The 13,024-nt window shown below is 64.9% G+C and carries 11 protein-coding genes, 1 tRNA gene and 1 pseudogene; 5 read left to right on the top strand and 8 right to left on the bottom strand.

All coding sequences use genetic code 11. The features are described from left to right. The first annotated feature begins 1 nt into the window (after position 1). The 4 genes and pseudogenes from virB11 (at position 2) to U4960_RS04875 (ending at position 8,037) form a co-directional block, all read left to right on the top strand. Positions 2–1,027 carry a P-type DNA transfer ATPase VirB11 gene (gene virB11, locus U4960_RS04855; RefSeq protein WP_416379100.1) on the top strand — a complete coding sequence of 342 codons (1,026 nt, stop codon included), beginning with the start codon at positions 2–4 and terminating at the stop codon, positions 1,025–1,027. A 128-nt stretch (positions 1,028–1,155) separates the two neighbouring features. Next, positions 1,156–3,354 carry an RNA degradosome polyphosphate kinase gene (locus U4960_RS04860; protein WP_324262451.1) on the top strand — a complete coding sequence of 733 codons (2,199 nt, stop codon included), beginning with the start codon at positions 1,156–1,158 and terminating at the stop codon, positions 3,352–3,354. Then, on the top strand, positions 3,351–4,874 hold the full coding sequence (locus U4960_RS04865) for a Ppx/GppA family phosphatase (RefSeq protein ID WP_324262452.1): 1,524 nt from the start codon (positions 3,351–3,353) through the stop codon (positions 4,872–4,874). Before U4960_RS04860 ends, U4960_RS04865 begins: the two co-directional genes overlap by 4 nt. A 284-nt stretch (positions 4,875–5,158) precedes the next feature. Next, positions 5,159–8,037 (top strand): annotated as a pseudogene (locus U4960_RS04875) (TonB-dependent receptor). A gap of 64 nt (positions 8,038–8,101) precedes the next feature. Here the strand turns inward: U4960_RS04875 and U4960_RS04880 are convergent. Then, positions 8,102–8,866, bottom strand: coding sequence for a queuosine precursor transporter (locus U4960_RS04880; protein WP_324262455.1), 765 nt, complete (start codon positions 8,864–8,866; stop codon positions 8,102–8,104). 60 nt (positions 8,867–8,926) lie between these two features. Between U4960_RS04880 and U4960_RS04885 the strand changes: the two genes are divergently transcribed. Further along, positions 8,927–9,003 (top strand) — tRNA-Arg (locus tag U4960_RS04885). 170 nt (positions 9,004–9,173) lie between these two features. Here the strand turns inward: U4960_RS04885 and U4960_RS04890 are convergent. The 7 genes from U4960_RS04890 to U4960_RS04920 all read right to left on the bottom strand — a co-directional run bounded on the left by U4960_RS04890 (position 9,174) and on the right by U4960_RS04920 (position 13,015). Beyond that, entirely contained in the window at positions 9,174–9,956 is a 783-nt protein-coding gene (locus tag U4960_RS04890) for an NUDIX hydrolase (protein ID WP_324262456.1), read from the bottom strand. A gap of 294 nt (positions 9,957–10,250) precedes the next feature. Beyond that, on the bottom strand, positions 10,251–10,577 hold the full coding sequence (grxD, locus tag U4960_RS04895) for a Grx4 family monothiol glutaredoxin (protein WP_324262457.1): 327 nt from the start codon (positions 10,575–10,577) through the stop codon (positions 10,251–10,253). A 31-nt stretch (positions 10,578–10,608) separates the two neighbouring features. Beyond that, positions 10,609–10,845: a BolA family protein gene (locus tag U4960_RS04900; protein ID WP_324262458.1), complete on the bottom strand. Its 237-nt coding sequence runs from the start codon at positions 10,843–10,845 to the stop codon at positions 10,609–10,611. Positions 10,846–10,855: 10 nt separating this feature from the next. After that, complete coding sequence (locus tag U4960_RS04905; protein ID WP_324262459.1) at positions 10,856–11,179, bottom strand: DUF1476 domain-containing protein; 324 nt, start codon at positions 11,177–11,179, stop codon at positions 10,856–10,858. A gap of 77 nt (positions 11,180–11,256) precedes the next feature. Continuing rightward, positions 11,257–12,255 carry an NADPH:quinone oxidoreductase family protein gene (locus tag U4960_RS04910; RefSeq protein WP_324262460.1) on the bottom strand — a complete coding sequence of 333 codons (999 nt, stop codon included), beginning with the start codon at positions 12,253–12,255 and terminating at the stop codon, positions 11,257–11,259. After that, entirely contained in the window at positions 12,252–12,854 is a 603-nt protein-coding gene (leuD, locus tag U4960_RS04915) for a 3-isopropylmalate dehydratase small subunit (RefSeq protein WP_324262461.1), read from the bottom strand. The genes U4960_RS04910 and leuD overlap by 4 nt, the downstream gene beginning before the upstream one ends. Beyond that, positions 12,854–13,015: an isopropylmalate isomerase gene (locus U4960_RS04920; RefSeq protein ID WP_324262462.1), complete on the bottom strand. Its 162-nt coding sequence runs from the start codon at positions 13,013–13,015 to the stop codon at positions 12,854–12,856. The genes leuD and U4960_RS04920 overlap by 1 nt, the downstream gene beginning before the upstream one ends. Positions 13,016–13,024 lie beyond the last annotated feature (9 nt).

Raw genomic sequence — 13,024 nt, forward strand, 5'->3', positions numbered from 1 at the left:
CATGAGCGCCGATATCCATCCTCTCCAGACCTCTCCGGCGAGCGGCAGGGCGATGACCGAAGGCGAGCGCAGCGTCTATCTTGACGCCTATCTCGCCCCGTTCCGGCGCTGGCTGGACCGGGATACGGTGACCGAGATCATGGTCAACCGGCCGGGCGAGGTGTGGATCGAGGATGCGAGCGATCCGGGCATGAAGCGGATCGAGACGCCGGAAATCGACGATCGGCTGGTGCAGCGCCTGGCCGAACAGGTGGCGCGCGTCAGCCACCAGGGGATCAATCGCGAGCATCCGCTGCTGGGCGCAACCTTGCCCGATGGCGCACGCGTGCAGTTCTGCGGGCCGCCGGCGGCGCGCAAGCACTGGGTCATGGCCATCCGGCGCCACCGGCGGCTCGACCTGCCGCTGGATGCCTATGATGCCGGTCCGCTCGCCCCGATAACGCGCGGTGCCATGCCGGATCCGCAGGCCGAGCCGATTGCCTTCCTGCGCGCGGCCATCCGCCAGCGGCGCACGATCCTGATCTCGGGCGGCACCAGCACCGGCAAGACCACCTTCCTCAACGCCATGCTGGGCGAAATCCCGCGCGAGGAGCGTGTGGTGCTGGTGGAAGACACGCCCGAATTGCGCCTGCCGGGCGAAAACGGGGTCGGGCTGGTCGCGGTGAAAGGCGAGCTGGGCGAAGCCAAGGTGACCGCCAACGAACTGCTCCAGGCGGCACTGCGCCTGCGGCCGGACCGGATCGTGCTGGGCGAGCTGCGCGGCGCGGAAAGCGTCAGCTTCCTGCGCGCGATCAACACTGGCCATCCGGGCAGTTTCTCCACCATCCATGCCAACAGCTTGCGCGGTGCGCTCGAACAACTGGCGCTGATGGTGATGCAGACCGGCATCGGCCTGACCCGCGCCGACACCATTGCCTATGCTGCCTCGGTGATTGACGTCGTGGTCCAGCTGGGGCGCGATGCCCGGGGCAAGCGCACCATTACCCAGATTGCCGAAAGCGCGACGCTGCTGGAGAACATCGCCTGAGCGCACCCGCCGGACCTGACAGAATTGTGTCAAAGTGCTTCCCGTGATTTACAGGTGCGATGGAGCCTTCCAAGCCTGCCCCCGCATTTCATCCTGCCAACCGGCCTGAGCCGGAACCGACGAGGTCCATGCTAACCCAGCCTGACAGTGGTGGAGAGCCAACCAGCAGTACAGCCCTGCCTGCTGACGCCAGCGTGCGCTACGTCAACCGTGAGCTGAGCTGGCTGGCGTTCAACGAACGGGTTCTGGCCGAAGCCTCGAACGAGACCTATCCGCTGCTTGAACGGCTGCGCTTCCTGTCGATTTCCGGCAGCAACCTTGATGAATTCATGATGATCCGCGTTGCCGGCCTGGTGGGCCAGATGCAGCGCAAGATCCGCTCCACTTCGATCGACGGACAGACTCCATCGCAGCAGCTCGCCGCCATCCGCGAGCGGGTGATGGCGCTGCACCGCGATCAGCGCCGGGTCTGGTCCGAATTGCGCACTGGTCTGGGCGAACAGGGCATCCACGTGGCGGATGAGGAACGGCTGGGCCAACCGGCTTACGAGTGGCTTCGCAGCCATTTCGTGGAAGAGGTTGCCCCGGTGCTGACCCCGCAGGCGATCGATCCGGCCCACCCGTTTCCGTTCGTTGCCAATGGCGGGCTGGGGGTACTGTTCACCCTCAAGCGCGAGTCCGATGGCGAGGCGATGGAAGCGATGGTGCTGCTGCCGCCGGCTTTGCCGCGATTTGTCCGCGTGCCCGACGACAAGGTGGGTGCCAAAGCAGGCGCCAAAGCAGAGGAAGGCGCGATCTATATCAGCCTTGAAAGCCTGGTGCGGCGCTTTGCCGACCACCTGTTCCCCGGCTTCGCGATTGTCGGCGACTGCGTGTTCCGGGTGATCCGCGACAGCGATATCGAGATCGAGGAAGAAGCCGAAGATCTGGTTCGCACCTTCCGCAGCGCAATCCAGCGTCGCCGCCGGGGGCAGGTGATCCAGCTGGAGCTGGAGGATCTGAGCGATCCGGACGATGCCCAGTTACTCCGCGAACAGTTGGGCCTGCGCGATGCGCTGGTGGTTGAAAGCGAATGGCTGGTCGGGATCGCCGGCCTTGCCGCAGTGGTCGAGGAAGACCGGCCCGACCTCAAGTTCCCGCCTTATGCCCCGCGCTATCCCGAGCGGATCATGGAGCATGATGGCGACTGCTTTTCCGCCATCCGGGCGAAGGATATTGTCATCCACCACCCCTACGAGAGCTTCGAGGTGGTGGTCGATTTCCTGCGCCAGGCGGCGGCCGACCCGGACGTGGTGGCCATCAAGCAGACGCTTTATCGCGCGGGCAACCAGTCCCCGGTGATCGCGGCGCTGATTGCGGCGGCCGAAGCGGGCAAGTCCGTCACCGCCGTGGTCGAGATCAAGGCCCGGTTCGACGAGGAGCAGAACCTGATGTGGGCCAGCCAGCTGGAGCGGGCGGGCGTCCAGGTGATCTACGGCTTCGTCGACTGGAAGACCCACGCCAAGGTATCGCTGGTGGTGCGGCGCGAAGAGGGCCGCTTGCGGACCTACTGCCATTTCGGCACCGGCAACTATCATCCGACCAATGCGCGGATCTACACCGATCTCAGCTTCTTTACCGCCGATCCCGCCTTCGGGCGTGATGCCGCCCGGTTGTTCAATTTCGTCACCGGCTACATCGAGCCGCACAAGACCGAGCGGCTGGTGATCGCCCCGCTGGCGCTGCGGGAAAAGCTGTATGAACTGATCGACACCGAGATTGCCAACGCCCGCGTCGGCAAGCCGGCGGCCATCTGGACCAAGCTCAACTCGCTGACCGACGAGGGCCTGATCGACCGGCTTTATGCCGCAAGCGAAGCCGGGGTCGATATCCAGCTGGTGGTCCGCGGGATCTGTTCCTTGCGCGCAGGCGTGCCCGGACTGTCGGAGAATATCCGGGTCAAGTCGATCATCGGGCGGTTCCTCGAACACAGCCGGATCTGGGCCTTCGGGGCTGGCTACCGCCTGCCTTCGCAGCGGGCCAAGGTGTTCATTTCGTCGGCTGACGGCATGGGCCGCAACCTCGACCGGCGGGTCGAGGTCATGCTGCCGGTCACCAACCGCACCGTGCATGACCAGATCCTGCAGCAGGTGCTGGTTGCCAACCTGCTCGATACCGAACAGAGCTGGGAATGCGATCCCGATGGGATCTATCGCCGGATGGCGCCGGGCGAGCACCCGTTCAACCTGCACCGCTATTTCATGACCAACCCCTCGCTTTCAGGCCGGGGCGGGGCGGCTGAGGCGGCAGGGGTGCCGAAACTCGCGCTGAAAAGAGGAGCGACATGACTGGGCTGGGCACACGCAAGGCTGACCGCGACGGGGCCTTCTCCGGTAACCGGCCGCAGCGGGCGATCATCGACATCGGATCGAACTCGGTCCGCATGGTGCTGTATGGCGGGTCGCTGCGCGCGCCCGATACCCTGTTCAACGAGAAGGTCATGGCTCGGCTGGGTGCCGGGATGAAGAAAGGCAAGCTCGCGCCGCAGTCAGTGGCGCTGGCGATGCGCGGGCTCCGGCGATGGGCGCAGATCCTGTCTGACCTGGGCATTACCGACGTCGACACCGTGGCCACGGCCGCCGTGCGCGATGCGGTGGATGGTGAGGCCTTCCTCGACCAGGTCCGCGCCATCGGGCTGGCCCCGCGCGTGCTGTCGGGCGAGGAAGAGGCGCGCGTTTCGGCCCGGGGCGTGCAGGGCGCCTTCCCCGGGGCGATTGGCGCGGTGGCCGATCTGGGCGGCGGCAGCCTGGAACTGGTCCGGATTGGCGACGGCGAAGTCGCGCGCGGGGTCAGCCTGCCGCTCGGCTCGCTCCGGCTGGCCGCTTATGCCGAAGGGAATTTCGACGATACCGTGCGGCGGCTGGCGAAGGTGATCCGTGATGCAGGCTGGAATGAGGCCTTGCCCGGTCCGCTCTACCTGGTCGGCGGCAGCTGGCGCGCGCTGGCGGTGCAGGCGCTGTACCAGCGGCGCAGCGTGCTGACCGACCCGCATGGACTGGAACTGGCGCGCAAGGATGCCCGGCGCCTCGCCCGCAAGGTGGCCGGGATGACGCCTGAGGTCCTGCGCCGCAACCCGCGCCTGTCGTCGAGCCGGGCGGACAGCCTGCCGCTGACCGGCCCCCTGCTGGAGGCGCTGCTTGACCGGTTGAAGCCTGAGCGGGTGGTCTTTTCTTCCTGGGGCCTGCGCGAAGGGCTGCTGTTCGACCGGCTGCCTTACGAGCAGCAGGCGCAGGACCCGTTGCTGGCCGGCATATCGGTGTTTGCCAACATGCGCGGCTGCCCGCCCACCCTCGCCACCCGAGTGGCCGGATGGACAGTCGATGCCATGCCGCCAGGCTGGCCCGGCTCGGAGCGGGTGCGCCTTGCCGCGACCAGCCTCGCGCTAGCCTCGATGCAGGTCGAGCCCAACCTGCGGATTGGCCTCGGCATTGACTGGGCGCTGCAGAAGCGGTGGATCGGCGTGACGGGAGAGGAGCGCGCGCTGATGGCCGCTGCCATCGCCGCGAACGGCAATCAGTGCGCTTTGCCGGTGCAGGTCACGTCGCTGGCGCGCAAGGAGCGGCTTGAGGCGGCGATCTGCTGGGGCCTGGCCATCCGCCTGTGCCGCCGCCTGGGCGGCCGGTCGCGCGCCTCGCTCCAGGCCACCCGCCTGACGGTGGAAGGGGGCACGCTGGTGCTCCAGATCGACGAAGGCCGTGCCAGCCTGTTCGGCCCGCCGAACGAGAAGGATTTTGCGCTGCTCGCTGGCCGGATGGGCCTCAAACCGGAGTTCCGGCTGGCCCGGAATGATTCAGCGGTAGCTGACTGAACCGGCCAGAACCGCGAAAATTGCGACTCCCGGTCGGTGCATAAACATCACAGATGGCCGGGGCGGAGGGTGGATAACTCCCCGGCGCAGCTGCAGACGCGGCCCAAGGCAGCGATTCCGACGTAGGGGAAACGGGCGATTTGTCGCCACAAAGGTCGTGCTCGCGAAATGTTCGGAACGCCGCGCAATGGCATCGCGCAACCCTATTGCCATTATCGTCCTAATTGATTTAGCCTGCGCTCCCAGAGCAGCCGCAAAAGACGGCGCCAATGAGGAGAGGATTAATGAGGGTTAAAGCTACCCTGATGGTCGGCGTTGCCGCCACATCGATTGCATTCCCGGCCTATGCACAGGACGAACCGCAAGGCACCACCCGGGCCGCGCCGGAAATCGTGGTCACGGCCCAGCGACAGGCGCAAAGCCTGCAGGAAGTGCCGATTGCGGTCAGCGCCTTCTCGGCCGAAGCGCTGGAAGCGCAGCAGATCGAGAACGCCAGCGACCTGCAGCTGACCCTGCCGAACGTCTCCTTCACCAAGAGCAACTTCACATCCTCCAGCTTCACCATTCGCGGGATCGGTGACCTGTGCGTAGGCGTGAGCTGCGACAGCGCGACCGCGATCCACCTCAACGGATCGCCGCTGTTCGGCACCCGCCTGTTCGAAACCGAATATTTCGACCTTGAGCGGGTCGAAGTCCTGCGCGGCCCGCAAGGCACCCTGTTCGGGCGCAACGCCACCTCGGGCGTGGTCAACGTCGTCTCCGCCAAGCCTGACCTGTCCGGCTTCGGCGCAGCGGGCGAATTCGAATACGGCAACTTTGACAGCATCCGTGCCAAGGGCATGATCAACCTGCCGATCGGCGATACGCTGGGCGTGCGCCTGGCGGGCTTTTACCTCAACCGCGATGGCTATACCAAGAATCTGTTCGACGGCACCCGCATCGACGGGCGTGACATGTACGCCATTCGCGGTTCGAGCCGACGGAAGATACGACCATCGACCTGATGGGCTATTACTTCCGCGAAAACGATGATCGCCTGCGCATCCAGAAGCAGCAATGCCAGCGCGACCCGACCGGCGTGCTCGGCTGCCTCAACAACCGGCGCGATTCCGACAAGACCAACACCAATTCGACCTTCACCGGCACGCTCGCATCCGAAGAGTTCCTGCGGATCAATGGTCTCCCGGCCGGGTTCGGCCTGAACAGCCTCTATGGGCCGGATGGCTACACCGGGTTCGACGATCCTGACGATGTCCGCACGGTCAGCACCGCGTTCACGCCGGAATACTTCGCCGACGAGATGATCCTCCAGGCGAACCTCGAGCACAGCTTCGGTGCGATCAACGTCTCGCTGACCGGGGTTTACCAGGAAACCAGCGTCGACTCGCGGCAGGATTACAACCTCGGCGTGCTCAATCGCACCCGGATGCAACCGGCGCTGAACCAGGTGGCGTTCTTCGCGGCCAATGTCTCGCCCGCCTATTTCGGGCCGTTTGCCCAGGGCATCATGCCGAACGGGCCAGCGGGCGACCTGTGCGTCTCCGATACCCGGCTTGATGGACGCGGCGCATTCGAGGGGTTCTCCAACTGCTCCAGCGTTCCGATGACCTATGACCGGTCCAACCAGGAGAACGAAAGCTGGTCGGCAGAAGCGATCATCTCGTCCGACTTTGACGGGCCGTTCAACTTCCTCGTCGGAGGGATCTATGCCGACTCGAAGGTGCTGGAAAACAGCTACTTCGTGAATGCGTTCGCGATCGACTACATTACCGGTCTGCTGGGCTCGTTCACCTCGTTCGGGACGGCCGTTGACGCCAATCCGAACAACAACCTGCCGCCATCTTATTTGGCGACCTCGTTCTTCCGCAACAACACGCAGAACTTCCAGCTCAAGAGCTACGGGCTGTTCGGCGAGGTCTATTTCGACATCAGCGACCGGCTGAAATTCACCGGCGGCCTGCGGTACAACAACGACAAGAAATCCATTACCGCCCGTTCGACGCTGGCGAGCTTCCTCAATCCCTACAGCAACGACGGCGATCCGTTTTCTTCGCCGTTCGTTGGTTCGTTTGACGCCGATCCGGGGACGCCGGGCAACCAGATCGTCCAGAACCGCTCGGTCGGGTTTGACGAGATTACCGGGCGTGCAGTGCTCGATTACGAGATTACCCCGGACAACCTGCTCTACGCTTCGTACTCGCGCGGCTACAAATCGGGCGGGATCAACCCGCCGCTCCAGCCGATCTTCGCCGTTCCCGACAGCTTCGGTTCGGAATCGATCGACGCCTTCGAAATCGGCAGCAAGAACACCTTCGCCAATGGCGCACTGCAGCTGAATGCCACGGCCTTCTACTACAAGTACAAGGACCTGCAGCTCAGCCGCATCATCGCCCGCACGGCGGTGAACGATACGATCGATGCCAACATCTGGGGGGTCGAGCTGGAAGGGATCATCCGTCCGGACGATGCCTGGCTGATCAACATGAACTTCAGCTACCTCAACGCGCAGGTGGCAGGGGACCAGTTCTTCAGCGACTCGCGTGATCCGGGCGGTGGCAACCCGAACGCGGTGATCATCAAGGACATCACCAATGGCGCCAACTGCGCGGTGGTCGGCCCGGCTCCGGGTGTGGCAGCCGGTTTCGTGGGTGCAGTGAACAGCACGCTGGGTCTGCGAGGGGCGACGCCCTTCCCGACCGACGGCGGGATCGCCTCGCTCGGGGCGTTCGGCATCTGCGCAGCGCTGCAAGCCAATGCGCCGGCCGGTATCCAGGTGCTGAGCCCGGGTGTGGAGATCAACCTGAAGGGCAACAAGCTGCCCCAGGCGCCGGAAATGAAGGCCTCGGTCGGTGTCCAGTACACCTACGAGTTCGACAGCGGCTGGAACCTGGTGCCGCGGTTCGACCTTGCCTTCACCGGCGAGCAGTTCGGCAACGTGTTCAATGGCAACGTCAACCGGATCGAACCGTTCGTCCAGGCGAACGCGCAGATCCAGCTCAACGGGCCGGACAACAAGTGGTTCGTGCGCGGGTTCGTGCAGAACATCTTCGACAGCAACTCGACCACGGGCCTTTACGTGACCGATGCCTCGTCGGGCCTGTTCACCAACATCTTCACCCTTGATCCGCGGCGCTACGGCCTCGCGGTGGGTGCCAAGTTCTGACCCACGAGGTCAGTTGGGGGAGGGAAGGGCCGGGAGAAATCCCGGCCCTTCTTATTTGCGTTGTTCAAGTCCTGTCGCTGCGGGCGAATGGCGAGAAATCGGTTGCGGTGTCGTAGAGGTCCACGCCCTCTGACCGCTTGAGACGCCCCACCACCACATAGGTGACCGGCGTCAGCACTGCTTCCCACACGACCTTGAGCACCCAGTTGGTGACCATCACGATGATCACATCGCGGGTTTCCCACACGCCGAGGAAGGCGACCGGGTAGAAGATCGCGCTGTCCACTGCCTGCCCGACAAAGGTCGATCCGATCGTGCGGCTCCACAGTGCCTTGCCCTGCGTCCACACTTTCATCCGCGCGAGCACGAAGGCGTTGACGAATTCGCCCGCCCAGAACGCCAGGATCGAGGCGAGCACGATCCGCGGCACCTGGCCGAACACGCTTTCGTAAGCGGATTGCCCGGTCCAGCTGGCGGCCGGGGGCATGGCGACCACGGCCCAGCTCATGAAGGCCATGAACACCAGTGCGGCAAAGCCGGTCCAGATGCAGCGGCGGGCCCGCTCGTAGCCGTAGACCTCGGTCAGGATGTCGCCGATCACATAGCTGACCGGGAAGAACAGGATCCCTGCGCCGAATACGAACAGGCCATCGGGTGCGGGCCACCAGCCCTCCGGCCAGAACGGCACCGGCATGGCGGCCAGCTTGGCCGCACCGATGACGTTGGACAGCAGCAGGATGGCGACGAAGGCCGCCATCACTAGGTCGAAATGGCGGAACGTGCGCGGGGCACCGGCGCCGGTTTCGACGCGGATCGGGGTCTGGTCCATGGGGGGCGTGCCTAACGCGTTTTGACGGCCGCGAAAAGCGCGCTAATGCGAGCGCGGCGCGCGCCCGTAGCTCATCTGGATAGAGCGCGAGACTTCTAATCTTGAGGTAGCAGGTTCGAGTCCTGCCGGGCGCGCCATTCTTGTGTTCGCAGACCCCTCCGGGCCTGCGATTTCCTCGCTCCGGGTCGGCTTTGCCGCCCTTCGCTGCGGGCGGCCGTACAGGTGTGCTTTGCACGTCTGCACCTTCGGCTTCGACTCCGGCCTTGCGGACCCCGCGGGTCCGAGTGCGCTTCACACTGGTGCGACTCTAGGCCCGCTGCGCGCTTTCGATCGGTTCGCCGGTGACCGGATAGCCGCAGTCGTCCGGAATGCAGATCCACGGTGTGCCGTCGCGGTGCTCGAAGAACGGGACAATCTTGCGGACCGGAATCGCGGCGCATTCCTGCGCGGCGGCGGGGAAGTCAGGGAAACGCGCGAGCCGTTCCAGGTTGCGGCGGGTGGGGAAGATCACGTTCAGTTCGCCGGCATCAGCCCGGGCAAGGGCCTGCTGCGCCGTAACCCAGAAAAGGCGGGTGTTTTCAGTCTCGTCCACGGTCACGTCGACTGCGCCGGTGCCCAGGTCAGCGAGGTAGAACCGGGTATCGAACACGCGCGGGATGCGCTCGTTGATCGGGTGCCAGCGGGCGAATGGCAGCAGGGCGTCCAGGTCGAGCGTCCAGTCCATTGCCGCGAGGACCGGCGCCAGTTCGCCCTGCTCCAGCAGCAGCATGCGGGCATGGGCCGCGCGGACGGCGTCAATCTGACCGGTCAGGCCGATCGCAAGGCCGCTTTCCTCCAGCGTCTCGCGCACGGCAGCAATGCGGTGGGCGGCTTCGTCCTCGTCCTCGTGCCCCAACGTGCGGGCCAAAGTCCGGTCTGCTTCGTCCACCCGTCCGCCCGGGAACACCGCTGCCCCGCCGGCAAAAGCCATGTTGCGTGAACGGACCAGCATCAGCAGTTCGGGGGGGCCGCCGGCCGGGCCATGGCGGAACACGACAACAGTGGCGGCGGGAATACCGTCCGGCTGGACGGCCTGGGGTGGAGTGCTCATCTGCCGACTGTGGCGGCGGCTCGCGCAGGCATCAAGCGGCAAAAATGCGCCGCCTGTCGAATTGTCTTACACCTGCTTGCCGCCTGCCTGAGACGTTAACCATCGAAACCCGCCCAATCTGTGCCTTTGGCATAACTGGCACGCGGTGTGCAAAGCTGTGTTCGTCTCTGATGGTCCAAGTTCAAAGAGCGCGCACCACCCCGGTCCCCGGTGCCGCTCCCCGAAAGGAAAAGGCCCGCAGCCGATCCGGCAGCGGGCCTTTTTCTTGTCTGTCAGGCGAAGGTTTGCCCGCCATCAGGCGCGGGCGACTTCCTTCTCCAGCATCAGCTGCTGCAGTTCGCCGGCTTCGTACATTTCCATCATGATGTCGCTCCCGCCCAGGAACTCGCCCTTGACGTAGAGTTGCGGGATCGTTGGCCAGTCGGAAAAGGCCTTGATGCCCTGACGGATCTCCTGATCCTGCAGCACATCGACGCTCTCATAGGCGACGCCGCAATGGTCGAGGATCGCCACTGCCTTGCTGGAGAAACCGCACTGCGGGAACAGCGGTGTTCCCTTCATGAACAGCACGACATCGCTGCCGTTGACGATGGATGAAATGCGCGCGTTGGCGTCGGACATGGACTGGCTCCCGCTCAGGATGAATGTTGCATCAGGAAGTGGGTGCGGCGGTGGTCAGTTGTAAGGCATGCAGCACTCCGCCCATCCGCCCGCCGAGCGCATCATAGACCATCTTGTGCTGCTGCACCCGGTTCTTGCCCGCGAACTGCGGCGCAACCACGCGTGCGGCCCAGTGGTCGTTATCGCCCGCCAGGTCGGTCATGGTGACTTCCGCGCCCGGCAGGGCATCGGTGATCGCGCTTTCGATCTCGGCGGCGCTCATCGGCATGGCCGGGCCCTCAGCTCTCGCTCATCAGCTGGCGGCGGGCTTCGACGGCCTTTTCCTCCAACTTGGCGCGGATTTCGGCTTCGCTGACGTCGCAGCCTGCGGCGGTCAGATCACCCAGCAGCTTGCGGATCACGTCTTCGTCACCCGCTTCCTCGAAATCGGCCTGGACCACCGCCTTGCGGTAGGAATCGGTTTCTTCTGCCGTGAGGTTCATCTCGCCAGCGGCCCATTCGCCCAGCAGGCGGTTGCGGCGCGCGGCGACGCGGAAAGCAGTATCGGCATCGAGGGCAAACTTGGCTTCTTCGGCCCGTTCGCGGTCTTTGAAATCGGTCATGCGGTTCCCCTTTACGGCGCAGTGGCTCTTGCCGGTGCAGATAGGGCGGAGCAGGCGGGCGGGCAACCTATTCCATGCTAATCCATGGTAACCACGATCTTGCCCACGGCCTGCCTGTTTTCCAGCCGGGCAATCGCTTCGCCACCGCGCGCCAGCGGGAAGGTTTCGGACACCAGCGGATCGATCTTGCCCGCCTTCATCAGGTCGAACAGTTCCTGCACCTGCGCGTGGAACTTGGCCGGTTCGCGCATGGTGAAGGCGCCCCAGAACACCCCGGCGATGTCGCAGCTCTTCAGCAGCGTCAGATTGAGCGGCATCTTGGCGATACCGGCCGGGAAGCCCACCACCAGGAAGCGGCCTTCCCAGGCAATCGCGCGCAGGGCCGGTTCGGAATACTGCCCGCCGACGATGTCATAGACGATGTTGGCGCCATCGGGGCCGCAGGCGGCCTTGAAGGCACTGGCGAGCGCCTTGGACTGGTCACGGTCCATCATGTCTTTCGGATAGACGACCACTTCGTCTGCCCCGGCCTTGCGTGCCACTTCACCCTTTTCCGGGCTGGATACGGCAGCGACCACGCGCGCGCCGAAGGCCTTGGCCAACTCCACCGCCGAAAGGCCGACGCCGCCGGCTGCGCCCAGCACCAGCACGGTATCGCCCGGCTTGATGTGGCCGCGATCCTTCAGGCCGTGGATGGTGGTGCCATAGGTCATCAGCAGGCTCGCGGCCTTCTCGAACGGCACGCCTTCGGGGATGGCGAACATGCGGTTGGCGGGCACGCAGACCTTTTCGGCCAGACCGCCATTGCCGATCCCGGCCAGCACCCGGTCGCCGATCTGATAGCCTTGCACGCCTTCGCCCAGCGCCTCGATCACCCCGGCGATTTCGCCGCCGGGGGCATAGGGCCGCTCAGGCTTGAACTGGTAGAGATCGCGGATCATCAGCGTGTCGGGATAGTTGATCGCGCAGGCCTTGACCGCCACCAGCACCTGGCCGGGACCGGGTTCGGGTGTGTCGATCTCTTCGAGAACCAGGGTTTCCGGTCCGCCGGTGGCGTGGGTGCGCAGGGCCTTCATGCAGCTTGCTCCGTCAAATTGTTCAGCCAGGGCAGGTGCCGGGTCCGGCTCTGCTCGTGGCGGGTAATGGATTCGTCCCGGGCCATGGTCAGGCCGACTTCATCAAGTCCACCCAGCAGGCATTCCTTGCGGAACGGGTCGATGTCAAAAGTGAAGCGGTCCTGGAACGGCGTGGTAACGGTCTGGCTTTCGAGATCGATTTGGATCGGCTGCTCGCGGGCAACCTCCAGCAGCCGGTCAACCTGCTCCTGCGGCAGCACCACGGTGAGGATGCCGTTCTTGAATGCGTTCCCGGAAAAGATGTCCGAAAAGCTGGGTGCAATCACGGCGGTGATGCCGAGGTCGAGCAGCGCCCAGGCTGCGTGTTCGCGGCTCGATCCGCAGCCGAAGTTGTCGCCGGCAATCAGGATCGGCGCGCCGGCATATTCGGGATCGTCGAACACATTGCCCGGCTGGGCCCGCACGGTCTGGAACGCCCCGCGCCCGAGCCCTTCACGGGTGATCGTCTTGAGCCATTCGGCCGGAATGATCACGTCGGTATCGACGTTCTTCGCGCCAAAGGGAATTGCGCGCCCTTCGACGCAGGTCAGTGCCTTCATCAATCGGTCTCCGGCGGCTCGCCCGAGGGGATCGGGCCGGGCTGGGTCGGCGTGTTCTTCTTGTCCCTGCGGCGCGAGGCGTAGAGCAGCGCAGCAGCGATAGCGGCGGAGCCGACGGCAGCCGCACCCATGGCGGCCTTTCCGGTGATTTTCTTGGTCATCGGCTACTC

This window comes from Altererythrobacter sp. H2, assembly GCF_035319885.1.
In the GTDB taxonomy this organism is placed as follows: domain Bacteria; phylum Pseudomonadota; class Alphaproteobacteria; order Sphingomonadales; family Sphingomonadaceae; genus 34-65-8.

Excerpts from the sequence above, each read along its gene's own strand:
- virB11 (WP_416379100.1), top strand. The coding sequence starts at position 2 with ATGAGCGCCGATATCCATCCTCTCCAGACCTCTCCGGCGAGCGGCAGG.
- U4960_RS04860 (WP_324262451.1), top strand. The coding sequence starts at position 1,156 with ATGCTAACCCAGCCTGACAGTGGTGGAGAGCCAACCAGCAGTACAGCC.
- U4960_RS04865 (WP_324262452.1), top strand. The coding sequence starts at position 3,351 with ATGACTGGGCTGGGCACACGCAAGGCTGACCGCGACGGGGCCTTCTCC.
- U4960_RS04880 (WP_324262455.1), bottom strand. The coding sequence starts at position 8,866 with ATGGACCAGACCCCGATCCGCGTCGAAACCGGCGCCGGTGCCCCGCGC.
- U4960_RS04890 (WP_324262456.1), bottom strand. The coding sequence starts at position 9,956 with ATGAGCACTCCACCCCAGGCCGTCCAGCCGGACGGTATTCCCGCCGCC.
- grxD (WP_324262457.1), bottom strand. The coding sequence starts at position 10,577 with ATGTCCGACGCCAACGCGCGCATTTCATCCATCGTCAACGGCAGCGAT.
- U4960_RS04900 (WP_324262458.1), bottom strand. The coding sequence starts at position 10,845 with ATGCCGATGAGCGCCGCCGAGATCGAAAGCGCGATCACCGATGCCCTG.
- U4960_RS04905 (WP_324262459.1), bottom strand. The coding sequence starts at position 11,179 with ATGACCGATTTCAAAGACCGCGAACGGGCCGAAGAAGCCAAGTTTGCC.
- U4960_RS04910 (WP_324262460.1), bottom strand. The coding sequence starts at position 12,255 with ATGAAGGCCCTGCGCACCCACGCCACCGGCGGACCGGAAACCCTGGTT.
- leuD (WP_324262461.1), bottom strand. The coding sequence starts at position 12,854 with ATGAAGGCACTGACCTGCGTCGAAGGGCGCGCAATTCCCTTTGGCGCG.
- U4960_RS04920 (WP_324262462.1), bottom strand. The coding sequence starts at position 13,015 with ATGACCAAGAAAATCACCGGAAAGGCCGCCATGGGTGCGGCTGCCGTC.